Here is a 25,519-nt window from a genome sequence, read left to right on the forward strand (position 1 = left end):
AAGCGCCTTCCGGGGGCGCTCGTGCAGATCGACGGAGCTCCCTTGGGGTGGTCGCCGGCGCCGAGCTGCGAAGGTCGACAGGAGCGGGCTGCGCGGGGCCGCCCATGCCTCACAGCCGACGCGAGGGCGCCTCCTGGCCGCGCGGTCGCGCGCCGGAGCTGCCGGGAAAATTTTTCATCCACCCCGCCGCCGCCGCGCCACAGGAGGGCGTGAGGCGTCGCGCGGTCGACGCTCGCGGGTATTCATGAACTTAACGACATGAACTTAACGACATGAATTTTGGGTCACACAAGGAATGACTGCTTCGGCGCCGCTCGTGCGACGTCCGGCCGCCCGATCTCCTGCTCCTGTCACTCTCCCTGGTCGAACATCGCGCGCGGGCAGCCTGCGCGCGCGGAGGAACGCATGCACCGATCGCAGCAACGACTGATGCGCCGCACCTTTTTGAAGGCGCTGGGCCTCGGCATCGCCGCGCCGCTCGCGGCGAAGATGTCGCGCCTGGCGGTCGCCGCTCCAGGCGACCGGCCGAAGCGCCTCTTCATCTTCTACATCCCCCACGGCATGCCGCCCGAGCACCTGCAGCCCTACGGCGAGGGGGACGCCTTCTTGCAGGGCTCGAACGTGCTGAGCCCGCTCCTCCCGTACAAGAGCCGCGTCGCGGTCGTCCGCGGCCTGTCGATGAACGGCGGGATCTCGAACCACGTGGCGATCCGCGCGACCTTGACCGGCTTCCCCGAGGGCGAGGGCAGCGACTCGATCGATCGCTTGATCGCCGAGGGCATGGGCGTCACTCCGCACGTGCTCGGCGCGATCCCGTACGACAAGGGGGCCGGCTTTTACAGCGACTGTTACCTCGTCAAGCACGGCTCGTGGGTGCGGCCGATCGAGAGCCCGGTCGAGGCCGCGGCGCAGCTGTTCCAGGGCGTCGGTCCGGCGCCGATGCCGATGCCCGGCGTCGACGAGAACAAGTTCCGCGCCGCCACGCTGGCGCTCACCGAGGGCGAGCTCGAGGCGATGCAGAGCGCGGTGTCCGGCCTGACCCGTGAGGAGAGCAAGCTCGCGCTGCACCTCGACGCGGTCCGCAACCTCAAGGCCAAGGCCTCGGGCGAGGGGCCGCCGCCGCCGATGGTCAGCTGCGACAGCAAGCCGGCGCTGCCGGCCGTCGACGCGGTCGCCGGGCTCGACCCGCTCAACCAGAGCTTCTTCGGCAAGATCCTCGACGCGCACCTCGAGGCGAGCGCCTACGCCTTCATGTGCGGCTCGGCGCGGGTCATCACCCTGCAGAACATGTGGGTCAACGCCGGCCTCAACTTCGGCTTCGAGGGCGGCCCGGGGATCGCCAAGGGGCACCACGACCCGGTCTCGCACTCGTGGGACGGCTCCGGCCGCGCCGAGTTCGCGCAGTGCCAGAAGTGGTTCTTCGAGCGCCTCGCCGAGAAATTCTTGAAGGTGCTCGACCAGCCCGACCCGCTCGACGTCGAGGACCCGACCCGCACGGTGCTCGACAACAGCCTCGTCTACGTGTGCAGCGAGGTGTCCGACGGCGCCAATCACAACTCGGACCACTCGGACGTGTGGATCGACGGTCAGCCGGTGAGCTCGAGCCTGCCGGCGATCTTGATCGGCGGCGGCGGTGGTTACCTCAAGACCCAGCAGGCGGTGCAGGTCGAGCGCAGCCACATCGACATGCTCGCGACCCTCGCCGACGCCATGGACGTCCCGCTCGGCACGATCGGCGGTCAGTCGGTCTCTGCGATCCAGGAGCTCAAGGCATGACACGCATCCATCTCTCCTCCCGACATGGGGTCCTCGCGCTCGGCCTGGCCTTTGGGACAGGATGCCCGAGCGGCGGCGGGGCCGGCAGCGACACCGACGTCGACGCCACCGACACCGCCACCGGCGGCACCTCGATCGGCGGCACCACCGCGGACGAACCGACCGGCGGCACGAGCGACACCGGCGACGCGCCGCCGCCCGTGAACCCGGCCGGTCGCTGCGAGGAGTCGCGGCTCGGCGCGCGGGTGCTGCGGCGCCTGACGCAGGTCGAGCTCGAGCACACGCTGCGCGACATCTTCCCCGAGATCGAAGCCACCTGGTCCGGAGTGCAGCTCGGCATCGATCCGGCCTCGAAGCACGGGTTCACCAACGACGCCGCGACCTTGCTCGTCGGCGACCAGACCGCGGGCGAGTGGCTCGCCACCGCCGAGGAAGTCGGCGACGCAGTCACCGCGCCCGACGTCTTGCCGGTGATCCTGCCGTGCGCGGCCCAGAGCCCCGACTCCGCCTGCGCCGCCGAGTTCATCGACACGTACGGCCAGAGACTCTTCCGCCGCCCGCTGACTGCCGACGAGCGGGCGCGCTACGAGGCGCACTTCGCCGCGATCGCCGCCGAGGTCGAGTTCCCGGTCGCGCTCAAGTGGACGCTCGTCGGCCTGATCCAGTCGCCGCACGCGGTGTACCGCAGCGAGCTCGGCGAGCCGACGGACGGCGGCCACGCCCTGACGCAGTACGAGGTCGCGACCGCGCTCGCGTACACCTACGGCGGCAGCACGCCGAGCCCGCAGCTGCTGGCGAAGGCCGAGCAGGGCGCGCTCACCACTCCGGAGGCGCGCATGGCCGAGGCCGACGCGCTGCTCTCGACCTCGCGCGGCGAGGACGTCCTGCACCTGTTCTTCCGCCAGTGGGCCAAGTATCCGCAGGTCGAGAGCAAGGTGAAGATCGGCGTCGACGGGTTCGACGACCTCCGCATGCGCATGATCGACGAGACGCGGCGCTTCATCGACGAGGTGGTGTTCGCGCAAGACGGCGACGTCCGCGCCTTGCTGACGGCGTCGTTCACCGTGCTCGACGCGGCGCTCTCGCAGTTCTACGGCTTCGGTCAGGTCGCCGGCGACAGCGCGGTGGTCGAGCGTCCGGCCGACTGGGGCATCGGCCTTCTGGCCCAGGGCTCCGTGCTGGCGGGGCAGGCCCACGCCGACAGCTCGTCGCCGACCAAGCGCGGCCTCCTGGTCTACGACCGGCTGCTGTGCGGCCCGCACATCCCCCCGCCGATGAACATCCCGGCGATCGATCCGCCGATGCCCGGCACGCAGACCACCCGCGAGCGCTACGAGGTCGCGCACGCCGGTGATCCTGCCTGCCAGTCGTGCCATCAATACTTCGATCCGATCGGCTTCGGCTTCGAGCACTTCAACGGGGCGGGCCGCTTCCGCGCCGACGAGAACGGCCTGACGATCGACGCCACCGGCCAGGCGGTGGACTCCATGCTCGCGCCGCTGATCACCTTCGACGGCTTGACCGACATGGCGAGCAAGCTCGCCGCGCTGCCGCAGACGACCGACTGCGTCAGCGGTCTGCTGGCGAACTTCGCCTACGGCGTCGAGGAGAACTGCCTCGCCGAGGAGGCCCGCACCGCGCTGCAGGACGGCGAGGTCGGCCTGCGCGAGTTCTACGTCCAGCTGGCGGCGAGCGAGCACTTCGTCCGCCGCGCCGAGTGAGGCGAGGCAGCGGCGCGTTCGCTCGCCGTTGCCTGCCCGCGGTCCGCCCGCTAGAAGAGGTCATGCGTGCCCGCTCTCGCAGTCGCCCTCGGTTCGCCCTGCTCGCGGTCGCGCTCGTGCTCGCCTGCCGCGGCGAGGGCGAGGTCCTCGAGCTCGCGGGCGGCGAGCCGGGCGACGGCCGCTGCGGCCTCGTCGTCGTCGACAGCTCGGCCGCGCTCACGGTCGCTCGCGTGCTCACCAGCGACTGGGAGACCGGCTCCTGCTACGAGCTCACGCTCACCAACACCGGCGCGGCGCGGGCGGTGTGGTGGGTTCACCTCGCCACCGACGCCGCGGTCGTCGACCGCTGGAATCACACCGCCGCCGACCTCGGCGGCGGCCTCTTCGAGTGGCGGGGGATCGCCGCCTCCAACAACATCGAGCTCGATCCGCAGGGCACCGCGGTGGTGGGCACCTGCCTGGAGTGCTGACCCGCGACGCCCCGGCTGGTCGGCGCTCTCGGGCCGGGATATAAATCCGGCGCCTGTGGTCGCCATCCCTCTGGCCCTCGCGCTCGTCGTCGGCGAACCGTCGCCCGTGAGCCCGCCCGCCGAGGCGACCGCGCCCGCCACCGAGCCCCGGCGGATCGTCGTCGGCGTGATCGAGGGCGGCCGCATCGACGCTGTCGGCGTCGTCCAGGCCCTGCGCGGCCACCTCGCCGATCTCGGCGTCGGCCCGGCGGTCGAGGTCCGACCTGCCGCCGCGCTCGCGGAGCAGCTCGGGTGGGCCCGCGAGCGCCTCGCGGAGGGGGCCGGCGCGGTCGTCTGGGTCGAGGCCACTGCCGGGCAGGGGAGCGCCGTGTATCTCCTCCTCGGCGCGCCCGAGCGGCTCTACACGCGGCACCTCGACACGCCCGACGATCCGCTCGAGACGCGGGAGATCCTCGGCGTGGTGATCCGCGGCCTGGTCGCCTCGCTCGCGGCGAGCGAGGCGCCTGCAGACATGGAGGTCGTCGCAGTGCCGGTGGCCGAGCCGCCGCCGCCGCCGCCGCCCCCGGCCCCGGCAGAGCCGCGTCACGCCATCCCGCCGAATCCGCCGCCGGCGCCGCGCCTGCGCCTCTTGCTCGGCCTGGGTTACGTCGGTTCGAGCTACGCCGCCCGGCTCCCGTGGGCCAGCGGTCTCGGCCTCGAGCTCGGCTTCCTCGCTCGCAACGGTCTGGTCGTCGCCGTGGGCGGCGCGGGCCTCCTCCATTCCGTGCTCACGCCGGCGCTCGGCCAGCAGACCTTCGACGACGCTCGCCTGCGGCTCGGCCGCGCCGCCTTCACCGTGCGGCTCGGCTACCGCGTCCCGCTCGGCGCCCGCCGCCGCGTCTTCGTCGAGCCGGCCGTGGTCGGGCGCGGCGAGGCGCTCGTCTGGCGGCCGAGCGCGGGCTCGCAGGCGCGCGGGGGCGCGGGGCTGCGGGTCGGCGTCGCGCCGACCGTCGGCCTCGGCCTCGAGCTCGGGCGCGGCTTCGCCCTCGTCCTCGCGGCCGGCCTCGACATTTGGCTCCGCAACTTCGACCTCGTCGCGCGCACGCCCGTGGGCACGACCCCGCTGGTCCGCGCGCCGACCGTCGGCGCCACCGCCGGCCTGGGCCTCGCCTGGGTCCGCTAGGGCGCCGCGGCGCGTCCGTGGGCACGACCTCGCCCGTCCGCGCGCCGACCGTCGATGCCACCGCCGGCCCGGGCCTCGCCAGGGTCCGCCAGGGCGTCGCGGCGCGTCCGTGGGCACGACCTCGCCCGTCCGCGCGCCGACCGTCGATGCCGCCGCCGGCCCGGCCTCGCCAGGGTCCGCCAGGGCGTCGCGGCGCGTCCGTGGGCACGACCCCGCTGGTCCGCGCGCCGACCGTCGGCGCCACCGCCGGCCTGGGCCTCGCCAGGGTCCGCCAGGGCGCCGCGGCGCGTCCGTGGGCACGACCGTCCGCGCGCCGACCGTCAGCCCCAGCGCGCGCGCCCGACCGCGAGCGAAGCAGGGGGCTCGAAGGGCCCGCTCGCCGCCCGGGCGCCGGCATATTTTTTCATCCGCCGCCCCGCCGCCGGGCCACCCTACCGGCGATTGCTCGCCAAGGCCCCCGCATCCGTGCTCGTGGCCGTCGCCGCGGACGACCCGCCCGACGGCGCTGCGGACCACGCCGAAGCTCGCGCGCTCGCGCGGGCCACCGCTGCCGGCGACCGCCAGGCCGCGACCGCCTTCGCCCGCCGTCTCCTGCCGGTCGCGCGCCGGGTGACGCGGGCGCTGCTCGGCTCCGGCACCGACGCCGACGACGTCTCGCAGTCCGCCCTCATCGAGCTGCTCGAGTCGGCGCGCACCTACGCCGGCCAGGGCCCGCTCGAGGCCTGGGCCCGCCGGATCACCGTCCGCGTCACCCTCCGCTGGCTTCGTCGCGGGCGCCGGCTCTCCCTCGTCTCGCAGGACGAGGACGACCTCGGCAGCGAGCCCCCCGACCTCGGTGACGACCTCCGCGAGCACATCCCGCGCGCAGTCACCGACTACCTCGCGCTCCTCCCCGAGCCGCAGCGGATCGCCCTCGTCCTCCGCCACGCGCTCGACCACACCTTGCCCGAGATCGCCGAGCTGACCGCGGCGCCGGTGCCGACCGTGAAGTCGCGGATCCTCAAGGCCGAAGCCACCCTCCGCAAGCTGATCCGCCGCGACCTCAACCTCGGCCGTCCGGCCCCGTGACGGAGCCTCCGATGCACCACGACCCCGAAGCAATCGACGACACCCCCGAGGACCGACGCTGGCGTCGGCTCGTCGACGCGTCCCTCGGCGGCGACCCGGTCTCGGCCGACGACGCCGCCTTCCTCGCGGCGCACCGCGGCGACGGCCCGGCGACCCGGCGCGAGCGCGAGCTGCTCGACGCCCTCCGCCGCGGCGAACCGGAGGCGACCGAACCCGCTGACGACGCGCTCGTCGCCGCCGCGGTCGACCGCTTCCTCGCCGGCCGGCCCGCCGTGACCGGCGCCCCGCGCCCCGGCCGGCGCTCGGCCCTCGTCATCGGCCTCGGCGTCGCCTTCGCCGCGGCGGCCGCCTGGCTCCTGATCATTCGACCCTTCGGACATGTTCAAAAGGACATCTCGTCGCCGCTCGCCGCCGCCGAAGCAGGACATGACCCGAAGGACATCCGCGACGAATCGGCACATGACCCGCAGGACAGCCTCGTCGCGCGCTCGGCGGACGATCCCTCCGTGGATGCTCCTGTCCCGAAGGACATCCCCGCCCCGCTGCGCCTGCTCCGCGGCGGCGGCTCCGCCGGGCAGGCTCCGCTCGCGCTCCACCAGCCCCTCGCCGACGGCCCGCTCCGACTCGACGACGCCGGTTGCGTCGGCGCCGCCGAGCTGCTCACTGCCTGCGCCGAGGGCGAGGCCGAGCTGCGCGTGCGCGGGGCGGTCCTCGCCGTCGAGCGCGGCCGGGTGCACGTCGAGGTCGCGCCGGTGGGCGTCGGCATCGTCTGGATCGAGGTGGCAGGCGTGGCGATCGTCAGCGACGAGCCGGGCGCCCTCCTGATCGTCGCGGAGCCCCAGCGCTGGCGAATCACCGCCCTGCGCGGCGCTCACCGCCTGCGCGAGGGCGGCGTCGAGCGCCCGCTCGCAGAGGGCGAGACGGCCGAGCCCCGCGAGCAGGCCGTCCCCGCCGACGGCGGCCGGGCGGAGCGGGGCGCCTCCGCGAAGCCGCGCCCCGCGAGCGACCCCGGGCAGCTCATCGACGAGGCGCACGCCCTCCGCGGGGCAGGCAAGTACCGGGCGGCCGCCCGCCTCTACCGCCGCCTGTTGCGCGAGCACGGCGACACCTCGCTCGCCCGCACCGCCCAGGTCACTCTCGGTCAGCTCTCTCTCGGCCCGCTCGGCGATCCGCGCAGCGCTCTCTCCGCCTTCGACGCCTACCTCCGCGACGCCCCGCAGGGCGCCCTCGCGGAGGAGGCCCTCCACGGGCGCGTCGAGGCGCTCCACCGCCTGGGCCGCGACCAGGACGCCGCCCGGGCCGGCGCCGAGTTCCTGCGCCGCTTCCCTCGCAGCCGCTACGCCGACGATGTCCGCCAGCGGCTCGGTCCAGGCTGAGCCGGCGGGCGGCGAACTCGTCCTCGAGAATGAGGTGAGGGCGATCGCCGCGTAAAGTGCCAGCGACTGGGTGCTCAGGCCGCCGCGATCGACGAAGATCGGAGGCGCGGACACCGAGGTCACCGTCCCCGCCGACGCGGCGGGCCCGCCACGCCGCTCGTCGGCCCCGACAACGAGTACCAGCAATATCAGAGCGCCTCGTCGACGTTCTACCCTGCGAGCGCCTCGATCACCCCGCTCCGACGCTCACTTGCCCGCCGGCCGCAGGGACATGCACATGTCTCGATTGGCGGCGATGACCGCCTCGCTGGCCCTGAACTCCATCCGGACGCTGCACTCGATGTAGCTCCTGGCGTCGAGCGGCTTGCTCACGTACAGATGAGTGACGGTCTGCAGCATGGCCTTGTCAGTTTCGGTAGCGACCATCCCCTCGAAGGTGAACGCACAGGACAGCGAGCCGTCGGGCCAACGCTTCTCCTCGAGGACCTGCAGCTCATTCCCCTGCTTCCATTGCTTCGCCATCTGGGCCACCGTCCTGGGCGGCGCGGCCTTGATTTTCTTCAAATAGGCGGATTGCTCCCAGGCCAACTCGGTGTGAAACCATTTGTTGGCGGGATCGAAGACGTGAGCCGCTCCGTCCGGGAGGGTGACCTCCAGCGCCCACGGCTCGATCAACACCACCTTCGTCTTCGCAGGCTCGGGCGCTGCGCTCGACGGCGCGGGCTCGCCGGCCGGAGCCGGCGCCGGAGTGGGAGCCGCGGTCGGAGCGGGAGGCGGCGCGGTCGGAGCGGGAGTCGGCGCGGTCGGAGCGGATGGCGGTGAAGTCGGCGCCGGAGCGTCGCAAGCGAGCACCGTGAAGGCGAAGAATGCTCCGAGTCTCATGACCGGCAGGATACAAAATTCGGCGAAGACCGGCCCTCGAACGTGGCCGAGCGAAAACAATCATGGGCGGCGCTTCTCTCGTCCCGAGGGCTCGGCACGCGCCCGCGATCACCCTGCCGGACGCGGCGAGGTCGCTCCGGCCGTCCCGCCACAACGAGGACAAACCCCGGGTGACTCTGTGTTCACGACGCCTGCCGCGAGGCCGCGGAGATGCTCCGCGGTGCGCGCGTCGCCGGGGAAGTAGGCCTCGATCACGATCTCCTCGAGAGTGATGTCGAACGGCGCGCCGAATGTCGTCACAGTATTGAAAAAGCACAGCACTGCCCCGCGGTGACGGAGACGGATCGGCAACATCACCTCCGCGAGATCGGGCGGCGGGAGCTCGCCCGGCGGGCCGTAGGCGACCAGCTCCTCGTGGAGAGCGCTCAGCTCGGCGCTGCCGGTCTGCAGCGCCTGCCTGGCGAGCCGCGGCAACAGGAATGCCCGCACCTGGGCGAGGTTCTCGACGCGCGACGCGAAGCCGCCGGGGTGGAGGCCGAGCCGCATCATGTTGACGGGAGGCTGCAGCAGCGCCGGCTCGACCCCCTCGAGAAAGACCTCGACCGCGTCGTTGGCGAGCACGAGGTTCCAGCGGCTGTCGAGCGCCAGCGCCGGATAGGGCTCGTGCCCGCGCAGGACCTGACGGATGGCCTCCCTGGCCGCCGCGAGGTCCGGCGCCTCGAGCGGCCGCTGGCGAAACGTCGGCGCGTACCCTGCCGCGACCAGCAGGCGGTTGCGCTCGCGGAGCGGCACGCGCAGGTGGTCGGCGAGCCGCAGCAGCATCGTGCGACTCGGGAGCGAGCGGCCGGTCTCGACGAAGCTCAGGTGCCGGGCCGAGATGTCCACCTGAAGCGCCAGGTCCAGCTGGCTGAGCTTGCAGCGGCGCCGCCACTCGCGCAGCAGCTCACCGACGTGCCGGTCGTGCATCGCGCGATTCTACCGCCCGCGCGACCGCCTCGCCATGACCTCGCAGGTAATCGACAGGACCGCGGCATGTCGCCACGGTCGTGGGCATGACAGCGACGACCGACACAGCGCCCGACAGGGCCACCCGCAACAGGCAGATCGTGCAACACGCCTTCGCCGAGTTCGCCAGGGGCAACCTGAAGATCCTGGACATCGTGCTGGGCGAAGACTTCGTCGAGCACAGCCCCGGCAACCCCTCGGGCAAGGCCGCCTTCATCGAGTTCATCGCCGCCGCGCCCGTCGCCGGCTCGCGCCTGGACCTCAAGCGAGTCATCGCCGACGAGGAGTACGTGGTCGTGCACTACCACATGATCCCGCCCGAAGGCGGACGCGGCGACGCCGTCGTCGACATCTGGCGGCTGGAGGGCGACCTGATCGTCGAACACTGGGACGTGGTGCAGCCGGTCCCCGCCGCCGGGGAAATTCCCAACGGGATGTTTTAGGCGCCTCGCGTCGTGGGACAAATCGAGTAGGTCGATGATCCTCGCGTTCGTGGCTCTGCCCGCGCCGCTCGGCCGCGGTGACGGGAAGGGCGGCGATTCGGAGACTTCCGCGGCCCGGCCGACCCGGCGTGATGCCGCGCGGCCGGCCCCGGGTGGAGACCCACGCCGGTGCCATGATTCGCGGGGCGTGGTATTCGCAATCTCGACGACGAATCGCCTGGGCCAACGCGCGCAGCGGGCAGTTCGGGGTGCGACGATCCGGGCGCCGCGCACGAGCTTCGATCAGCGAGAAGGAGCCCCCCGCCGCTTGCGCGCGCCCGGTGCCTTCCTGGTGGCCGCGCGGAACTGCGGCGCCTGCTCCTGCAAGTATTGCCATAGCCGCGTCGCCACCGGCCCGTGCGGGCGGTCGCTGCAGCGCGCGGCCACCAGGTCCTCGACCAGGCCCGGAAAGTGCTGGCCGGACAGACACAGCAGCCGGCCGTCGGCCAGCTCGCGCTCGACCAGGAATCGCGGCAGGTGGCCCCAGCCCAGCCCCTGCAGCACGATCTCCTTCTTCATCGCGTGGTCGGACACGGTGCATTGCGGCGCGCCCTCGATCAAAAAGTGGTCGCGCGGCGGCGAGTGCCGGGCAGTGTCCCGGAGCACGCACTGGGTGAACTCCCGCAGCTGCTCCGGACGCAGCGCGCGCGCGTTCGGGACCGGCAAGAAACCCGGCGCTGCCACCGGCACCAGCGGCACCTTGCACAGATCGACCCATTCCAGCCGCGGGTCGGTCTTGTCGACCGGATGCAGGATCACGTCGGCCTCGCCGTCGAGCAGGCGTTCGCGGGGGCCGGAGACCGCCTCGAAGTGCAGGTGCAGCCGCGTCGCCGGCCACTGGGCGAAGAAGCGGCCGAGCAGGCCCAGAGTCGCCGGCAACGGGCACAGGTCGCCGACCACCACCCGCAGCTCGCTCTCCTCGCCCATCGCCAGTTGCGCCGCGTGCCGACGCAGGCCGTCCAGCTCGCGCAGCAGCGTCTGCGCGCGGCGGTGGAACGAGCGGCCGGCCTCGGTGAGCGCGACCCGGTAGCCGCTGCGGTCGAGCAGGCGCAGGCCGAGCTGCTGCTCCAGCTTGGCGACCGCGGCGAACACGGCAGGATGCGAGCGGTGCAGCCGCGCCGCCGCGGCCTGGAAGCCGCCGGCGCTCACCACCGTGTCGAAGCACTGGAGGTCGTGCAGGGTGAATCCAGTCATGTCGGAGAAACTTACAGAGATTGTGCGAACTTTGTAATTTTTTCCAAGTCGGGCCGCGACTAGCGTGATCCCACGGCACTCCCGTGCGGGGACAGAGCTCCCGCCCACGCATTCGAACAGGACCCATGCCATGAACGACGTCTCCTTCTTCACCGCCGGCGACGGCACCCGCATCGCCTACCGCCTGGACGGTCCGGCCGATGCGCCGGTGCTGGCGCTGTCCAACTCGATCGGCACCACGATGGCGATGTGGGACGGACAGATCTCGCCGCTCACTCGCCGCTTTCGCGTGCTGCGCCACGACACCCGCGGTCACGGCGCGTCCGCAGTGCCAGTCGGCGCCTACTCGCTCGACCGCCTCGGCCGCGACGTGCTCGAGCTGCTGGACGCGCTGGGCATCGAGCGCGCGCATCTCCTCGGCCTGTCGCTGGGCGGCCTGATCGGCCAGTGGCTCGGCGTGCACGCCCCCGAGCGGCTCGGCAAGCTCGTGCTGAGCAACACCGCTGCCCATCTCGGCCCGGCGCGGCAGTGGGACGAGCGCATCGCCGCCGTCCTGCAGGCGCCGGACATGAAGGACACCGCCGAGATCTTCCTCGCCAACTGGTTCCCGCCGGCGATGCTGCAGGCCGGCGGTCCAGTCGTCGACGCGTTCCGGGCGATGCTGCTGGCCACCGATCGCCGCGGCCTGGCGGGCGCCTGGGCGGCGGTGCGCGACACCGACCTGCGCCGCACCATCGCGCTGATCCAGGCGCCCACCCTGGTGATCGCCGGCCGCGACGACACAGTGACCTCGCTGGCGCACGGCGAGCAGATCGCCGCGACGGTGCCCGGCGCGCGGCTGGTCGTGCTGCCGGCGGTGCATCTGTCCAACATCGAGCACCCGCAGACGTTCGCCGCGATGGTGCTCGATTTCCTCGCAGAGGCATGACGTCGCGCCCGGCCGCGGTGCTGCTCGATGCGCTCGACGAGATGGACGTCGCAGCGCGGGAGTTCGCCGACGAGCCGCGGCGATGCGAGCATTCGCGTCGTCGCGGCAGACTCTGACCACGTCGATCCACGCGTCCCTCGACGCGGGATCGGGGCGCCCTCGATGCTATGCGAGCTGCAGTCGGCGCGTGCAGGGCAGGCGCACGCCTGGGGATGACCGCACGGCGAGACGTCGTCGACGATCACGGGAATCGCCCCGGTGTCTCGCCAATGAGACAGGGGACGACCCTGGGCGCATTCTTGCCCCGTGTCGACTGCGACCCCCGATTGATCGGAGTGCCGTGAATGCTCATTCTCGACAGTTCGCCGACTTGACGGCCCGACGCCGGCTCCCTTAGCGTGCCCCGCCATGAAGCCTTGCTTTCGTTGCCATCGTCACTCGCCGAGCGCCGCGTCGACCTGCCCGTTCTGCGGCCAGGACGCGGCCGGCGAAGCGACCGTCCTGGCGAGTCTCGACCTCGTGCTCGCCGAGAGCGGCGCGACACGACCCGTCCCGAAGACCCGCATGGACGCGCGCACCCCTCGATGCGACGGGCAGTCGACGCGAGGGCGCCCGCGACCCGCAGGGTCGAACGCGAGCGCGGCCGCCGGCGCGAACGAGCGCCCTGGCAACTTCTTCGGTCCGCGGCTCACCCTCCTCGTCGCGACCTGCCTCCTCGGCGTCGCGTGCGGCGGTCAGGACGGCGACACGACGGCGAGCACCAGCGGCGATGCGACATCACCACCACGCCGCTCTGAGCGATGCGGGCCCTCGATTTACGTCTCATTCGCGGAAAGAAATTGACCATGACGATCGATCGACGAACTTTTCTTGAGTCCACTCTCGCGCTGTTCGGGGCCTGGGGCCTCGGCGCGTGCGGCGATGCCACAGGGGGCTCCGGCTCCACCGACAGCGACGGGACGACCGGGCAGGGCGAACCTTCCGGCACCTCCGGCGGTGCCCCGACGGACGGGACCGGCGGAGAGTCCGATTCCACCGGCGATGAGCCGACCACGGGAACTACCGGCGGTCCCGACCTGATGCCCAAGGACATCATCACGGTGACTCTGACCGCGGGCACCTCCGGCGAGCTGCTGCCGTGGACGATCGGTCACTTCTTCGCCGAGGGAGATGTCCCGTCGGGGACCCGGGTCGTGGCGGACGTCGACGAGTTCCAGGCCGTGGTTCGCAATCGCTGGCCGGACGGCTCGGTGAAGTTCGCCGTCCTCTCGGGGCGCTGCGACTTCACCGCAGGGACGCCGCGGAGCGTGCAGCTCTCGCGCGTCGCCGAGGCGGCCGATCCGGCGCCGGCGATCACCGAGGCGGAGCTCGTCGCGGCGGCGCCGGACCTCGCAGTCCAGGTCGGCATGCTCGGCACCGTCTCGCTGGCGTCCGCGCTCGGCAGCCCCGTCCAGCAGCTCCTCGCCGGCCCGGTCGCGTCGGAGTGGCGCTATCGCCTCGACGTCGACGAGCAGCTGGTCGTCTGGTGTTTCGTCCGCCTCTACAAGGGCGGCGCGGTCGAGGCATTGGTCAGCGTCGAGAACGGCTGGCTCGACTACGCCGGCGCCACCAACAAGCTCGCTCGCGTCGTCGTGACCTCGAAGGGCCACACGCTCTACGACTCGACGAGCGAGCTCGACATCAAACACCACACGCGCATCGTCTGCACCGCGGGGCACAGCGGCAAGCTGTGGCTCGACGCCGATCCGCAGATCGTCGTCGCGCACGACGCCGCGTACCTGCAGCAGAGCGGGGCGGTCCCCGCCTTCCTCGCGGAGTCGACCAGCCAGGAGCTCCTCGACAAGCTCGCGGACAAGTACGTCCCCTTCGCGCAGCACAACCTGCCGGGCGACGCCCTCGGCAGCGGAGGCGACAGCGCGTCGATCGGCTGGCTCCCGCTGTGGGACGCCACGTACGTCGTCTCGGCCGCGCCGCGGGCGTTGCAATCGGTGCTGGTCAACTCGTTCGCCGCAGGGGCGTGGAGCGTGCACATTCGTGACGCGTCGACGAACTCCCCGCCGACGTTCGCAGCGTACCCCGACCTCAAGCTGCCCCAGTCGAGCGGAGACATGTACGGCGGGCGCGCCTACTTCGCCGGCCAGTACGGCACGGATTGGGACATCTCGCACGGATGGTTGCCCGGCTACGTCGCCTATCTGGTCTCCGGGGATTGGTGGCACCTCGAGGAATTGCAGTACTTCGTGAAGTGGGTCCACTTCAGCTCGGACGTCATGTCGCGCGGGGGAGCCGCGGGCCTCATGGTGCGCAGCATCCAGCCGCGCGGGACCGCCTGGCAGCTCCGCAATTGTGGCATGGCCGCCGCGATCACGCCCGACGACGACCCAGAGCGCCTCGGGTACGCCAGCGCAGTGGGCGCGTCGCTCGCGTGGATGCGCGACTATCACACGAACGCCCTCGGCATCATCATCGAGCCGGATCAGATGTACTGGGGCGATATCGGCGGAGAGCGGACCTGGATGAGCGACTACATCGTCGGCTCGGTCGCGTGGGTGCTCGACCTGAAGGTCGTCGAAGCGACCCACGAGGCCGCCGCGGACGCGTTCATGCAGTGGTGCGGCTCGGGCCTCGTCCGGCGCATGTCGGACGGCACGAACCCCGAGGGCTGGCACTGGGCCTACCAGGCCTATTCGCCGACGCTCAGCGAGCTCTCCTGGCCCGAGAATCAGCAACAGACGTCCTTCGACGCGAATTGGGGGATCGCCTTCGAGCGCTTCGCCGGCCGCCCCAACGGCCCCGACCTGGACGACGGCTACATTCACGCCACGAACTGGGACGACCTCGGCTTCGAGGGCATGCCGGTGAAGGAGGCGTTCGGCGGCGACTACTTCGAATATGCGATGTGCGCGCTCGCTCTGTGCGTGAATCGGCAGATCGAGGGCGCGGAGGCTGCGTTCGCGCGGATCGCTCAAGCCACCAACTTCCCCACCTGCCGCGCGGCGCTGGCCGGAGACCCACGCTGGGGCATCGCGCCGCGCTCCTTCGTCCAGCAAGGGTAGCGCCCGACGGCCATTCGCCCCGGAGGACCCCGCCGACCGCGGGGCCCCGGCCCCGGGTCGGCTCGCAGCTTTGGTTTCGAGCGACCCGAACTTCTGGGCCTATTTCACGACCACGGGCGGCCGCTGGAGAGCGCTTGGTCAGTTATAGCAATTGCACGCATCTCCATCGAAGGCGTTGGAGTCCGCCCAGCCGAGGGACTTGCACATGGCGCTGCATGCGGCCTCTCCGAGGCTGCCACTGCCCGAGCAGTAGCAGTAGACCTCCAGGGCGTACTCTTTCGCATCACCGCCGGAGAATCCGGCATTCAGGCAGGTCGCTGTGCAGGCGCTGGCGGTCGTGAGCTCCTCTTCGTCGTCCGGCTCCTCGTCCGCGCCTTCTTCGCTGTCTTTCTCCGGTGGGTCGTCCTTCGTGTCCGGGCCTCCGCAACCGAGCAGCGGAAGGGCGAGGAAAAGGGCATAGAGGCGCGGCATGGGAAGCTCCTGGTGACGAGGCAGGTTTGACCGTAGCATGAGATTTGGCGCCGGTGAATGGGAGGCGCCGTCGCTACCGTCAGCGCGCGAGCCTGCTCGCTAGCCAGGTACCGTTGGGCCGCGCCGCGGGACGGTTGTTGTCCGTCGTGCACGGGGCCGGCGCATGGCTGATGGGACTGCGCGTCATCCGAATCAGTCGAAGCGGGTGTCGAGGGTCAAGACCAGCCGCGTGACGACGCCGCTCGCGGCGCCTCCGAGGTCCTCGACGGCGAGGTGCCAGGTACCGCCGGCGCTCTCGTCGGTCGGCACGCCGACCTCGAACAGCTGCAGATCGATCACCGGCCCCTCCGAGATGGTGACGGGCGTGCTGGTCCCGAACGGATTGACGAGGTGAACGGCGACGCTGTTGGCCGCGTCCTGGACGATCTGCACGTCGAGATACGCGGCGGTCGGGACGGTAGCGATGCCGGAGGCGAGGATCGGGAGCAGCAGCGTGCCGTCGGCGACGAGCTGCGAATCACCGGCAGGACCGGCGAAGCTGCGACGCATCCAGCCCGGTCGGCATACGCCGTCGCCGTCGCCCTCGAGCCGGTCGAGGCAGAGCAGGCCGCTGCTGGGCCCACAATCGGCGTGCGCGCTGCAAGCGGCACCGTCGCCCGGGATCGCAACCTCCGACACGCAGGTGCCCGCCGCGAGCACGACGCCGCCCTCGCCCTCGAGCACGTCGAAGCACGTGTGCTCGTCGCCGCACGCGAGCGCGTCCTCGCAGGGCCGACCCTCGATCGTCTGCTCCACCCCGCAGCGGGTGAACAGGTCGGCCTCGATCGCGCCGGCGATCGTGAAGGTCTGCCAGAAGAACATGCGGCCGTGGCGTACACCGTCGTAGTGCGCCGAATACAGCACGAGCACGCGATCGGTGCCGACATCGAGGACGGTGAGCTGCTCGACCCCGCCCTCGTCGGTGGCGCTCAGCGCCTCCTCGACGGTCGCGCTGGCGACCCCGATCTCCGCGCTCGCCCGCAAGAGCTGCTCCTGCTCGGTCGCATCGAGCTCGGCGGCGCTGGTCACGAGCCGCCGATCCATCAGCACGACCGCCGGCGCGAACAACAGCTCGTCGTACGACCCCGGCAACAGGCACACGTCGGCGAACAAGATCGTCTGCGCGCGAGCGATGCACGCCGGGAGCACGGTCTCGACGAACTGCGGATACTCGAGGCCGCAGATCGGGTCGTCGGGAGCGCTCGCGCAGTGCGCGTCGTAGTCGTCGGCGACCGGCTCGGCGTCGCTGCACATGAACAGCAGGTCGAGGAGGAAGTTGCCCGCGGGGAGCTCGGGGTCGCTCTGCAGATCGGCGATGCAGGCCAGGATCGCCTGGTCGATGGCCTCGGGGCACTGCAGCGGCGCCTCGGGATCGCCGGTGGTGTTCGTGGTGCTCGTGGTGTCGGTCGTGCTCGTGGTGCCGGTCGTGCTCGTGCTCGCGGGACCGGTGGTCGGTTCACCCGTCGTGACTTCGCCCGTCGTGACGTCGCCCGTGCTCGTCGAGGTGCTCTCCGCCGGTTCGCCGCTGGTCTCGCTCGACGTCGCCGGCGTGTCGCCGGCGCTCGTCGTCGCCCCGGTACCGCCGGGCTCGGTGGGCCCGCAAGCCGCGGCGACGAGCAGAGTGAACGGGACGACGCGGGACAGCGCAGCGAAGGTCGACATGGCGACCTCTTCTTACGCCATGCCGGCGGGCTCCGCACCTGCTCTCGCTCGGCGTGCGTGAGTGATTTGCACTGTGGACGCAGCGAGGCGGGGCTCCTGAGGGCGCACCGCCACCCATCCGGCTCCGGGCGAACACTCCGCGGCCGGGCGAGGTGTGCGAGCAGTCGTATCGTGGTCCGGAGCAGCCGCCGGAGGCCCTGCTCGAGCGGCGCCGCAGTGCGCCAGAACAGGGTGATCGCACGCTCTTCCGTGTTGATGCGCACGCCGTCGCACGCGAGAGCGTGGTGCGATTGGTGCTCCTGTACGGGTGCTTGGCGGTCACTCGGAAAGAGGGCAGAGAGAACTCGAAGGGCCCTTCCGGGGCGAAGCCGTCGAGTCGCTGTCGTCGACCTCTTCGACGTCGTGCCCGTCCGCGACGAGTTCGTCCTCATCGTGCGCTCCCTGTAGGTCCGTGTCCATCGGCGCCTCGTAGCCGACGAGACCATATCAAACCGCGACATCCGGCTGAAGCGCCGCTCAGGCGAGCCAGCCTCGGCTGAGGTTGGTCTTTTTGTAAGATGGACCCGCCATCATTTCAACGCCCATCGAGAACGGGATCCCTGGGCCCCATTGCACGCGCTTCTCGATTGTGCGACTGCGCGCATCCGCGATCTGATGGATCGAGTAAGCCCAACGACAACCACGCCGCGCCCCACGAGCCCGTGGTCTGTGGAGAGCCGGTGACGATCATCGCCGTCCGAGCTCCACGCTCCGCGACGGCTTCAGCCGCGTGAAGCGCCTCTATTGCGAGTTCAACATACGCGATCAGGCCGCTGCAGGGCTCGGCGCCGCAGCGCCAGCTAACCCGGCCCGAGGATCTCCACGAAGAGCGCCGTGATGTTGTCCCGCCCACCGCGCCGCCGGGCGTGTCGAACGGCGGCGGGAGCGGCGGCTCGGATGTCGAGCTGGAACAGGTGCCGCAGGACCTTCTCGCGATCGAAGTATTCGTGCAGGCCATCGGAGCACAGCAGCAGCCGGTCTCCTCGCGCGATGGGCACGGCGTAAATGTCGACTTCCAATTCGTCGGCCAGGCCGAGCGCTCGGGTGATTGGCGATCTTCGGCCGCGCGCCTGCTCCGGAATCATGAGTCCTTGCTTGACCTGCAGGTTGAGCAGGGTGTGGTCTTCAGTAACCTGTCGGACCTCTGCGCCGCGCGCGTGATACACCCTCGAGTCCCCGACCTGTCCCACCACCGCGACCTCGCCGGCGACGAGGACGACCGAGGCCGTCGTACACATCCCTGCATAACGACCATCCACCTTCGCCATCGCGCGGAGCTTTTGAGAAGCGTCCTGCATCGCCGTGCGAACGACCCCTCCGATCTGCACGACAGCCTCGCTACCCACCCAGTCCGAGCCTTGGCCGGACATCAAGGCGCCTATCGCCGGGGTCTCACGCCAGATCCGCTCCCAGAGCACGGACACGGCCTCGCCAGCAGCGAGGCCCCCAAAGGGCCTTCCACCCACGCCGTCAGCCACGATGAACAGGCCGAGCCGACCATCCGCCAGGAAGGCATCCTCGTTGAGAGCGCGCAGCCTTCCCGGATCGGTCATGCCGAAGTGCGTGGTGTGCGCGGCGGGCCAGGTCGAGCCGAGCAACGCCGAAGCCTGCGGCCATCGGAGCGCTGAGTGCGCAGAGCCGGACACCGGCCCTGGAAGAGCCGGATCGTCGGCCTGAGGCAGCCCCTCGCCCGTGGGAAAGAGCGCGAGTTTTCGGCGGCGATGGCTCATGGGGCTCCAGCTTGGCGAGAGCGCGCATCCTCGCACAGCGCGGAGACGCTCACAAGGATCGGGGTGGCTTGGCAAGCGCATAATCGCACGGCGCGTTATCGCTCACAAGTGTCGGCGGCAGACCCCTGGCTTGGCCACTCCGTGAGCCCCTCAGGAGGCGAACTGGGCGTGACGAGACGGCGGGCTCAACGGTCACGAAGGGGACGGCTCGCCTCGGCCGACGCCTTGCCGCCTTGTGCGCCCTGGCTTGCAGGGCGGCTTCATTCGCGCCTGTGAGTACGACCGACCGAAGGTTCGCCGCGCGGCCCGAACATGCGAGGGCCCCGCCCCACGGCTCGGTGATCTGGCCGCCTGTCACCTGGAAGAGCCGCGTGCTTGTCGACGCGCAGGCGTGGTGCAGGTGGACAGCCACGAGGTCCTCCTCGGCGACGAGAAAGTCGACGTGCTCCTTGGAGGGCGGGTTCTGTTCCGCGTAAGGCAGCAAGCGGCTCATGAAGCCGGTGCGGTCGACCGGCGCCCGGTTGTGTCACTGGGATCGCGCTGGACGAAGCCTGGAGCGAGCTCGGCACGCGCCGCAAGCGGTCTCGCCTCTCGCGGACCGCTTGCCCAAAAACAGCAAAAAAAACCGAACCCCGCGTAGCCCTACTTCAGCTCGAACGTGGCGTGGACGATCGTGATGATGTCCTTCTCGAGCGACGAGGTGTCGTTATTGCCGTCCCAGGAGCCCTCGGTGGAGTTGGCGGGGTTGACGTTGATGACGCCCATGTCCGCGTTCCGGAGGGCGCCGATCTCGGCGCCGCCGGCGGAGGCGACGATGTTCTCGGCGCGGGTCCTGGCGTCGCGCGAGGCTTCGGCGAGCTGTTCGATCTTGACGTCGCCGAGCTTGGTGTAGAAGTACTCCGGCGCGTCGGAGCTGATGGTCACGCCTTGCTCGAGCAGCTCGGTGACCTCGCGCGACACCTTCTCCACCAGCGCGACGTCGTTGGAGCGGACCTTGATCTCCTGCACCGCGTCGTAGCCGGTGAGCACCTGCTTCTCGATGCGGCTGTCGCCGGTGCCGTGGTACTCCGTCTCGTAGGACCCGTCGACGCTGGCCGAGGACAGCCAGATCTGGTCCTTCGGCACGCCGCGCTGGATCAGGAACTCCTCGGTGCGCTTGGCGTGGTCGTGGAGCACGCGGTAGGCCTCGGTGCGCTCCTTGGCGTTGGCCTCGACGGTCGCGGTCCACTCGATGAAGTCCGAGACGATGCGCTTCTTGGCCGATCCGGTGACCTGGATCGTGCGGATCTGCGGGCGCACCCTGACGCGCTCCCAGGTGCTGCTGGCGATGTATGTGGCGAGGACCAGCGCGACGCCGACGCCGAGGAGGCCGAAGGGTCGCAGATCGAGGGAGGCGGGTTGCTTGCTCGGTTCCATGCTGACGGGCCCTACGTGCGAGGCGTCCTCAAGATTCCACGCCGTAGATCTTTCAGGACATGTCCGAAGGATCCATCGCCGTGAGGTCGGACACGTCTCCTGCGAGCCTCATGGCTGCGCGGGCGACAGAGCGGCGAGGCGGCGCTCGAGGCGGTCGAGTCGCGCTCGCAGCTCGTCGTTCTCGGCCTCGGCGGCGACGAGGCGACGGTGCAGGCCCTGGATCGCGGCCAGCGATACGCCGGTGGCGTCGAGCGGGAAGATCATGCGATCGGTGTTCCACAGGCCGAACGCGGCCTTGAAGTCCTGGGCCATCGGGCCGAGGTGGCGGACGTCGACCGGGTCCGTCCTGTAGCGCCAGGTCGAGATGTCGAGCGCGACCACTCGGCTCAGGACGTCGCTCGGGTCGATGGGGCGCAGGTCGGTCTTGGCGTTGCGATCGCTTATCGGGCAGTTGTCGCTGCAGAACTCCTCGCCGGGCGGGACCGGCACGCCGGCGCAGCAGGTGAGCCCGTCGCAGCACTTCTGGCCGGCGTTGCACGGCTCGGTCTGCTGCGAGCACGCGCCGCCGGTGCTGCTGGCGTCGCCGGTGGTGGGGCCGGTGGTCGTCGCGCTCGTCGAGCTGCCGGTGGTGGACGTCGCGGTCGAGCTCGTCGCGGACGTCGTGGCGCCCTGCGTGCCCGTGTCCGCGGTGCTGCTGGTGGTCGCGGCGGTCGTCGCGGTCGAGCTCGTCGACGGCTCGGTGGTGTTCTTGTCGCCCGGAGCGCCGCAGGCGACCAGGGCGGTGAGGGCGAGGGAGATCCGAGTGTGACAGTGCATCCCCCGAAGATGGGGCATCTTCGGGGGTGGAGCTACCTCGTCGCGCGCGGACGAGTCCGGGCGACGAACGTCGTCACTCGGGCAGCGGGTCGAAGGTGATGTCCCAGGCCTCGCCTTCCTTGCCGAGGCCGATCCGGACCTTGCTCGGCTGCTGTCCGGCGGCGAACGTCTCGAGCAGCTTGCGGCTGAGCACCGGCATGAGCGAGCCGCGGAGGATGTGATCGACGTTGCGGGCGCCGGTCTCGGCCTCGTTGCAGCGCGCGGCCATGGCGTCGTAGACCTCGGCGAGCACCTCGGCCTCGATCTTGTGGCTGTCCCACAGGCGCTTGCGCAGGCCCTTGAGCTTGAGCTCGGTGATCTCGCGCAGCACCGGCGGCGGCAGCGGCTGGAACGGCACGATCGACATGCGCGCCAGCAGGGCCGGCTTGAAGTGCTTCGACAGCGTCGGGCGGATCGCCTCGACCAGCTCCTCCGGCGTGCGCGCGGCCAGGCCGTTTTCGGTCAGCTTCATGATCGCGTCCGAGGCCAGGTTGCTGGTGAGGATCACGATCGTGTTCTTGAAGTCGATGAGGCGGCCCTCGCCGTCCGACAGCATGCCCTTGTCGAACACCTGGTAGAACAGGTTCATGACGTCGAGGTCGGCCTTCTCGCACTCGTCGAGGAGGACCACCGAGTAGGGCCGCTGGCGCACTGCCTCGGTGAGCACGCCGCCCTCGCCGTAGCCGACGTAGCCCGGCGGCGAGCCGATCAGGCGCGACACCGTGTGCTTCTCCTGGAACTCCGACATGTTGATCGTCGTCATGAAGCGCTCGCCGCCGTAGAGCAGGTCGGCGAGGGCGGTGGCGGTCTCGGTCTTGCCGACGCCGCTGGTGCCGACGAACAGCAGCACGCCGATCGGGGTGCTCGGGTTGCGGATGCCGGCGTGGGCGATCCGCAGCGTCTCCGACACGACCTTGACGGCGTTGGGCTGGCCCTTGACGCGCTCGGTGAGGGTGTCCTCGAGGCGCAGCAGGCTCTCCATGGCGTCGCGCTTCATGTTGCCGACGGGGATGCCGGTCCAGTTGGAGACGACGCGGGCGACGGCGTCGCTGTCGACCTCGGCGTGGATCAGGCGCTCCTCGCCGCCGGCGGCGATGAGCGTGGCGTCGGCGGTGCGCTTGGCCTCGCGGAGCTCCTCGCCGGCGGCGTCGCCGGCGGCGCGCAGGGCCTCGCGCGCCTTGTCGACGGCGACCAGGGCCTCCTTCTCCTCCTGCCAGCGCTTGTCGAGCGCGGCCCGCTCGTCCTCGCCGGCGCGCAGCTTGTCGCGCAGCTCGGCGAGGTGGGCCAGGTCGACCAGGTTGCCCTCGCGGTCCTCCCGCTCGAGCGCGCCGATCTCTCGATTCAGGGCGGCGAGCTCCTGCTCCTGGCGCAGCATCGCCTCGGGCCGCGACGCCTGCTCGATCTTCACCCGCGTCGACGCGGTGTCGAGCAGGTCGACCGCCTTGTCGGGCAGCTGGCGGCCGGAGATGTAGCGGTGGCTGAGCTTGACGGCGGCGATCAGCGCCTCGTCGCGGATCGTCACGCTGTGGGTGCTCTCGTAGGTGTCACGCAGGCCGCGGAGCATGACGAGCGCCTGCTCCTCCGACGGCTCGTCGACCTTGACCAGCTGGAAGCGGCGGGCGAACGCGGCGTCCTTCTCGAAGTACTTCTTGTACTCGGACCAGGTGGTGGCGGCGATCGTGCGCAGCTCGCCGCGGGCGAGCGCGGGCTTGAGGATGTTGGTGGCGTCGTTGTCCTTGTTGCCGACGATGGTGTGGGCCTCGTCGATGAACAGGACGATCGGCTTGGGCGAGGACTTGACCTCCTCGATGACGGCCTTGAGGCGCTTCTCGAACTCGCCGCGCACGCCGGCGCCGGCCTGCATGAGGCCCATGTCGAGCTCGAGCAGCTCGACGTCGTGCAGCGAGGACGGGACGTCGCCCTCGACGATCGCGCGGGCGAGGCCCTCGACCAGCGCGGTCTTGCCGACGCCGGGCTCGCCGACGATGATCGGGTTGTTCTTGCGCCTGCGGGTCAAGATCTCCACCAGCTGGCGGATCTCCTGGTGGCGGCCGAAGATCGGGTCGATCTTGCCCTCGCGGGCCTTCTGCGTGTACGACGAGGTGAAGCGGCGCAGCGCCTGCTCGCCGGCGGCGACAGGCGCGGCGGCGACAGCTCCGCCGCCCGTGCCGCCCGCGGGGGCCGAGGCGGCGCGCACGGCCTCCTTCGAGCCGGCGGTGATGCCCTCGAGGTCCTTGCGCAGCGTCTCGATGTCGATCGCGGCCAGCTCGGCCAGCGTCTCGGCGCTGTAGCGGTGGCCGCGGGCGCACCACTGCTGGATCAGGTGGCCGGTGCGGATCTCGGTGGCGCCCCACTGCAGCGAGGCGACGACCCACGCGTCCTCGAGCCACTGGAAGAGCGTCTCGGCGAACACGGGGCGGCCGGCGTTGCCGGTGCGCATGGTCTCGAGGACACGTTGCACGCGCTGGCGCAGGCGCGTCGCGTCCTGGTTGAAGTGCGAGAGGATCTTCGCCGCGTCGGTGTCCTCGCCGTTCAGGATGGCGGCGAGCAGGTGCTCCGGGACGATCTCGTAGTAGCGGGAGCTGGCGGCGTGGGACACCGCAGCCTCGAGCATCGAGGTGCAGGTCGGGTTGAGCCTTCGAACGATCGCTTTCGGGTCGACGCGCATGCGGGGTCTCTCGCGGGGAAAGGTGGGGATGGAGGGGGAGCGCTATAGTAGAAAGGCAGGCCGGCCAGGCGCGGAGACGAACTCTCGCGCCAGGCCGTTTTATGTGCAACGAACGGTGCTTACGCGCCGTCGCTGTTCGACCACGAGTCGACGAACTCGGCGCCCGTGGGGACGAAGATCCACGTGATGGTGTGGTAGACGATGCTCACCGTCTCGAGCGGCGGGGCCTTGGCCTCGGCCGGGTCGAGGGCGTTGGGCGAGAGGCGCTCGATCGAGTCGATGCGGCCGTTCTCCAGCTTGACGGTGAAGAACTGCTCCGTCGTGCCGTCGCCGTTGGGATTGGGGCGGAAGAACTTGAACTCGGCGTCGATTCTCTCGTTGCGGCACAGGGCCTTGGCGATCAGCGGCGAGCTCTTGTCGATGCGCTTCACGACCCGGATGGGGGCGTGGACGCGGCGACCGACAGCGGCGCGGCTGCCGTGCTCACGCGCGGTGCGGACGCTGTCTTGGAACTCGACGCACTCGATCGAGTTCTCGCGACCGAGCGAGGTCTGCGAGCTCTCGCCCTGGATGTCTTGGCCATTCGCTTTCAGGTACAGATGGACGGTCTCAGCCATGCGGGACACCTTATCAAAGGCCCCGCGGCCGGCTACGGGCACAACCCCGGTATTTTCGCGCCTGCGCGGCCTTCAACGCGACTTTGGCTCGCACAATCGCGCAGGTTCGAATCCGCGCCGGTGTCACTTTCGCGCGAGCGTTCGCGCGAGCGCGAGTCGACGTCCGGAGCGCCCTTATCTGCGTTACGTCGGCGTCAGCTTGCGGTGATTTCGCGCGCGCGCGATCGCGGCGCTCGTCGCACGCTCTGGACGCCGGACGGCCCGCCGTTCTATGGTCCATGCCGCAGAGGTGCCGCTGTCTGGCGCACCGCGGGGACAGACGGGGCGAGGAAAACAGTAGTGTCCGCGAGGATGGTGCCTTCATGAGCAAGGGTAAAGAGGGATCGGTCGCGCCGAAGGAGCGCGTGAACATCACGTACAAGCCGGCCACGGACGGGGCAGCGGAGGACGTCGAGCTCCCGCTCAAGATCCTCATGCTGGGCGACTTCACCGGGCGACAGGACGACCGGCCGGTCGAGGAGCGCGTGCCCATCAACGTCGACAAGGACAACTTCGACAAGGTCATGTCGGCGCAGAAGCTCGAGACCTCGATCAGCGTGAGCAACAAGCTGACCGACGGCGACCAGGGCGACCTCTCGCTGAACCTCAAGTTCGACACGCTGAAGGACTTCCGCCCCGAGGGGATCGTCGAGCAGGTGCCGGAGCTGAAGGAGCTGATGGAGCTGCGCAACGCGCTCACGGCCCTCAAGGGCCCGCTGGTCGGCGGCAACGTGCCGGAGTTCAAGAAGAAGCTGGTCGAGGCGCTGCGCGACCCGGACAAGCGCGCGCGGCTGATCAAGGAGCTGGGGATCGAGGACAAGCCGGGGTCGTGAGGCGCCCGCGACGGAATCGCAGAAGGAGTT

20 protein-coding genes are annotated in these 25,519 nt (G+C 70.7%); 10 read left to right on the forward strand and 10 right to left on the reverse strand.

All coding sequences use genetic code 11. From position 1 onward, the window contains the following. The first annotated feature begins 405 nt into the window (after positions 1 to 405). The 6 genes from O0S08_RS06875 (at position 406) to O0S08_RS06900 (ending at position 7,573) form a co-directional block, all read left to right on the forward strand. Entirely contained in the window at positions 406 to 1,776 is a 1,371-nt protein-coding gene (locus O0S08_RS06875) for a DUF1552 domain-containing protein (protein WP_269038213.1), read from the forward strand. Continuing rightward, entirely contained in the window at positions 1,773 to 3,497 is a 1,725-nt protein-coding gene (locus O0S08_RS06880; RefSeq protein WP_269038214.1) for a DUF1592 domain-containing protein, read from the forward strand. Before O0S08_RS06875 ends, O0S08_RS06880 begins: the two co-directional genes overlap by 4 nt. 62 nt (positions 3,498 to 3,559) lie before the next feature. Next, the gene (locus O0S08_RS06885; RefSeq protein WP_269038215.1) at positions 3,560 to 3,967 is read left to right on the forward strand and encodes a hypothetical protein; all 408 of its coding nucleotides are present in this window, start codon (positions 3,560 to 3,562) and stop codon (positions 3,965 to 3,967) included. A gap of 55 nt (positions 3,968 to 4,022) precedes the next feature. Further along, the gene (locus tag O0S08_RS06890; RefSeq protein WP_269038216.1) at positions 4,023 to 5,129 is read left to right on the forward strand and encodes a hypothetical protein; all 1,107 of its coding nucleotides are present in this window, start codon (positions 4,023 to 4,025) and stop codon (positions 5,127 to 5,129) included. 465 nt (positions 5,130 to 5,594) lie between these two features. Next, entirely contained in the window at positions 5,595 to 6,197 is a 603-nt protein-coding gene (locus tag O0S08_RS06895) for an RNA polymerase sigma factor (protein ID WP_269038217.1), read from the forward strand. Next, positions 6,194 to 7,573: a tetratricopeptide repeat protein gene (locus O0S08_RS06900; RefSeq protein ID WP_269038218.1), complete on the forward strand. Its 1,380-nt coding sequence runs from the start codon at positions 6,194 to 6,196 to the stop codon at positions 7,571 to 7,573. Before O0S08_RS06895 ends, O0S08_RS06900 begins: the two co-directional genes overlap by 4 nt. Before the next feature lie 246 nt (positions 7,574 to 7,819). On the opposite strand, the gene O0S08_RS06905 is transcribed toward O0S08_RS06900, so the two are convergent. Next, the gene (locus tag O0S08_RS06905) at positions 7,820 to 8,254 is read right to left on the reverse strand and encodes a hypothetical protein (RefSeq protein WP_269038219.1); all 435 of its coding nucleotides are present in this window, start codon (positions 8,252 to 8,254) and stop codon (positions 7,820 to 7,822) included. A gap of 309 nt (positions 8,255 to 8,563) precedes the next feature. Further along, a complete protein-coding gene (locus O0S08_RS06910) occupies positions 8,564 to 9,421 on the reverse strand; it encodes a helix-turn-helix domain-containing protein (RefSeq protein WP_269038220.1) in 858 nt (285 codons plus the stop codon). Between the two features lie 140 nt (positions 9,422 to 9,561). On the opposite strand from O0S08_RS06910, the gene O0S08_RS06915 reads away from it, so the two are divergent. Beyond that, positions 9,562 to 9,903 carry a nuclear transport factor 2 family protein gene (locus O0S08_RS06915; RefSeq protein ID WP_269038221.1) on the forward strand — a complete coding sequence of 114 codons (342 nt, stop codon included), beginning with the start codon at positions 9,562 to 9,564 and terminating at the stop codon, positions 9,901 to 9,903. 282 nt (positions 9,904 to 10,185) lie between these two features. Here the strand turns inward: O0S08_RS06915 and O0S08_RS06920 are convergent, their stop codons facing one another. Then, the gene (locus tag O0S08_RS06920) at positions 10,186 to 11,136 is read right to left on the reverse strand and encodes a LysR family transcriptional regulator (RefSeq protein ID WP_269038222.1); all 951 of its coding nucleotides are present in this window, start codon (positions 11,134 to 11,136) and stop codon (positions 10,186 to 10,188) included. A gap of 130 nt (positions 11,137 to 11,266) precedes the next feature. Here O0S08_RS06920 and pcaD point away from each other — a divergent pair, with 130 nt between their 5' ends. Beyond that, positions 11,267 to 12,064, forward strand: coding sequence for a 3-oxoadipate enol-lactonase (pcaD, locus tag O0S08_RS06925; RefSeq protein ID WP_269038223.1), 798 nt, complete (start codon positions 11,267 to 11,269; stop codon positions 12,062 to 12,064). Positions 12,065 to 12,909: 845 nt separating this feature from the next. Continuing rightward, positions 12,910 to 15,120: a hypothetical protein gene (locus O0S08_RS06930; protein ID WP_269038224.1), complete on the forward strand. Its 2,211-nt coding sequence runs from the start codon at positions 12,910 to 12,912 to the stop codon at positions 15,118 to 15,120. 138 nt (positions 15,121 to 15,258) lie between these two features. On the opposite strand, the gene O0S08_RS06935 is transcribed toward O0S08_RS06930, so the two are convergent. The 7 genes from O0S08_RS06935 to tssD all read right to left on the reverse strand — a co-directional run bounded on the left by O0S08_RS06935 (position 15,259) and on the right by tssD (position 24,617). Further along, on the reverse strand, positions 15,259 to 15,591 hold the full coding sequence (locus tag O0S08_RS06935; protein ID WP_269038225.1) for a hypothetical protein: 333 nt from the start codon (positions 15,589 to 15,591) through the stop codon (positions 15,259 to 15,261). A 192-nt stretch (positions 15,592 to 15,783) separates the two neighbouring features. Beyond that, complete coding sequence (locus O0S08_RS06940; RefSeq protein WP_269038226.1) at positions 15,784 to 17,292, reverse strand: hypothetical protein; 1,509 nt, start codon at positions 17,290 to 17,292, stop codon at positions 15,784 to 15,786. A gap of 839 nt (positions 17,293 to 18,131) precedes the next feature. Further along, the gene (locus O0S08_RS06945) at positions 18,132 to 19,061 is read right to left on the reverse strand and encodes a PP2C family protein-serine/threonine phosphatase (protein WP_269038227.1); all 930 of its coding nucleotides are present in this window, start codon (positions 19,059 to 19,061) and stop codon (positions 18,132 to 18,134) included. Between the two features lie 642 nt (positions 19,062 to 19,703). Beyond that, positions 19,704 to 20,477, reverse strand: coding sequence for an SIMPL domain-containing protein (locus O0S08_RS06950; protein ID WP_269038228.1), 774 nt, complete (start codon positions 20,475 to 20,477; stop codon positions 19,704 to 19,706). A 108-nt stretch (positions 20,478 to 20,585) separates the two neighbouring features. Then, complete coding sequence (locus tag O0S08_RS06955) at positions 20,586 to 21,293, reverse strand: tail fiber domain-containing protein (RefSeq protein WP_269038229.1); 708 nt, start codon at positions 21,291 to 21,293, stop codon at positions 20,586 to 20,588. Between the two features lie 73 nt (positions 21,294 to 21,366). Further along, positions 21,367 to 24,000, reverse strand: a complete 2,634-nt coding sequence (tssH, locus tag O0S08_RS06960) for a type VI secretion system ATPase TssH (RefSeq protein WP_269038230.1) — start codon at positions 23,998 to 24,000, stop codon at positions 21,367 to 21,369. Positions 24,001 to 24,119: 119 nt separating this feature from the next. After that, positions 24,120 to 24,617 (reverse strand): type VI secretion system tube protein TssD, encoded by a 498-nt coding sequence (tssD, locus tag O0S08_RS06965; RefSeq protein ID WP_269038231.1) that lies wholly within the window; start codon positions 24,615 to 24,617, stop codon positions 24,120 to 24,122. A gap of 362 nt (positions 24,618 to 24,979) precedes the next feature. Between tssD and tssB the strand changes: the two genes are divergently transcribed. Further along, a complete protein-coding gene (gene tssB, locus O0S08_RS06970) occupies positions 24,980 to 25,489 on the forward strand; it encodes a type VI secretion system contractile sheath small subunit (RefSeq protein ID WP_269038232.1) in 510 nt (169 codons plus the stop codon). The last annotated feature ends 30 nt before the right edge of the window (positions 25,490 to 25,519 follow it).

This window comes from Nannocystis punicea, from assembly GCF_026965555.1.
Taxonomy (GTDB): domain Bacteria; phylum Myxococcota_A; class Polyangia; order Nannocystales; family Nannocystaceae; genus Nannocystis; species Nannocystis punicea.

Excerpts from the sequence above, each read along its gene's own strand:
- pcaD (WP_269038223.1), top strand. The coding sequence starts at position 11,267 with ATGAACGACGTCTCCTTCTTCACCGCCGGCGACGGCACCCGCATCGCC.
- O0S08_RS06955 (WP_269038229.1), bottom strand. The coding sequence starts at position 21,293 with ATGCACTGTCACACTCGGATCTCCCTCGCCCTCACCGCCCTGGTCGCC.
- O0S08_RS06910 (WP_269038220.1), bottom strand. The coding sequence starts at position 9,421 with ATGCACGACCGGCACGTCGGTGAGCTGCTGCGCGAGTGGCGGCGCCGC.
- tssB (WP_269038232.1), top strand. The coding sequence starts at position 24,980 with ATGAGCAAGGGTAAAGAGGGATCGGTCGCGCCGAAGGAGCGCGTGAAC.
- O0S08_RS06935 (WP_269038225.1), bottom strand. The coding sequence starts at position 15,591 with ATGCCGCGCCTCTATGCCCTTTTCCTCGCCCTTCCGCTGCTCGGTTGC.
- O0S08_RS06880 (WP_269038214.1), top strand. The coding sequence starts at position 1,773 with ATGACACGCATCCATCTCTCCTCCCGACATGGGGTCCTCGCGCTCGGC.
- O0S08_RS06920 (WP_269038222.1), bottom strand. The coding sequence starts at position 11,136 with ATGACTGGATTCACCCTGCACGACCTCCAGTGCTTCGACACGGTGGTG.
- tssH (WP_269038230.1), bottom strand. The coding sequence starts at position 24,000 with ATGCGCGTCGACCCGAAAGCGATCGTTCGAAGGCTCAACCCGACCTGC.
- O0S08_RS06945 (WP_269038227.1), bottom strand. The coding sequence starts at position 19,061 with ATGAGCCATCGCCGCCGAAAACTCGCGCTCTTTCCCACGGGCGAGGGG.
- tssD (WP_269038231.1), bottom strand. The coding sequence starts at position 24,617 with ATGGCTGAGACCGTCCATCTGTACCTGAAAGCGAATGGCCAAGACATC.
- O0S08_RS06875 (WP_269038213.1), top strand. The coding sequence starts at position 406 with ATGCACCGATCGCAGCAACGACTGATGCGCCGCACCTTTTTGAAGGCG.
- O0S08_RS06940 (WP_269038226.1), bottom strand. The coding sequence starts at position 17,292 with ATGTCGACCTTCGCTGCGCTGTCCCGCGTCGTCCCGTTCACTCTGCTC.
- O0S08_RS06950 (WP_269038228.1), bottom strand. The coding sequence starts at position 20,477 with ATGGAACCGAGCAAGCAACCCGCCTCCCTCGATCTGCGACCCTTCGGC.
- O0S08_RS06930 (WP_269038224.1), top strand. The coding sequence starts at position 12,910 with ATGACGATCGATCGACGAACTTTTCTTGAGTCCACTCTCGCGCTGTTC.
- O0S08_RS06885 (WP_269038215.1), top strand. The coding sequence starts at position 3,560 with ATGCGTGCCCGCTCTCGCAGTCGCCCTCGGTTCGCCCTGCTCGCGGTC.